The sequence below is a fragment of the Chitinophaga hostae genome, from assembly GCF_018224885.1.
In the GTDB taxonomy this organism is placed as follows: Bacteria; Bacteroidota; Bacteroidia; order Chitinophagales; family Chitinophagaceae; genus Chitinophaga; species Chitinophaga hostae.
In genome coordinates, this window is record NZ_JAGTXB010000055.1 from 1 (window position 1) to 913 (window position 913).

A 913-nucleotide genomic window follows, 5' to 3' on the forward strand; every position below is an offset into this window, starting at 1 on the left:
GTTATTACTGTTATCTGCCCAGGTCAGGTTAAGTTTGCTGTAATTGTTTACAGCCACTGCCAGTGTTGTTGGTGCAGTTGGAATGGTGCCATTTACTACCGACGTATCAATAAATGCGTCAGATGGTATTAAGGTCCTGGTATTAATACCTGCCTGTGTACTGGTCCAGTAAACATTCATAGCTGATCCTCCGCCGCCCTGGAAGTAGGTAACGGTGATCGGGTATACGCCGGCGTTTACGGTAACAGCGCCTGATGCATATTGAGCACCATGTGATCCATCATTGTTTACAGTAGCAACGGCAAGACTGCTGTAAGTTTTATTGAAATACAGCTTACTGCCATCGTCTGAATAGGTTTCAAACGTATAGGTACCGGTAACGGGTATACGGATATAACCTGTCCACATAAGGGCGTAATTGGTGGTAACTCCCGCAGGCACTACTGACTGATCAGGTATGTAAGCTTTGCCAGTTTGCGCCGGCGTAAGGCTGTTGAAGTTTGGCAGGTTACTCCATGAACCGGTGTAATACTTATAGTTAAGATTTGCCTTTTTGGTTCTTACAGTTACCTGGTTGCTGGGCGTGGAGGTTTTACCCGACACGTCTTTCGCCTTCACATAGAAATTATACAGGGTACCGTCTGCGAGGCCGGTTACGGTGCCTGTCAGCACATTTCCAACGGATGTTTTAAGTACATTGTTGGCATAGATGTCGTAACCGGCGATTCCTGCGTCGTCGGAGGCAGCTGTCCATGTTAAAATAACCTGGTTGTTGGTAAAGCTGCTGATAGCTAATGATGGAGGGGCAGAAGGAGCAGAGCTGTCAACTGCTGTAGTACCTTTCACTTCCGCAGATAGAGTGCCTGCAGCGTAATCATTGACCGGGCGTACCCTGTAATAATAGTTTGTATTT

The 913-nt window shown here is 46.8% G+C and carries 1 protein-coding gene; it reads right to left on the bottom strand.

Features of this window, described 5'->3' with window-relative positions; all coding sequences use genetic code 11:
• Positions 1-913 (bottom strand): PA14 domain-containing protein (locus KE626_RS34480; protein WP_211977709.1); only part of this gene is annotated, 913 nt, incomplete at both ends.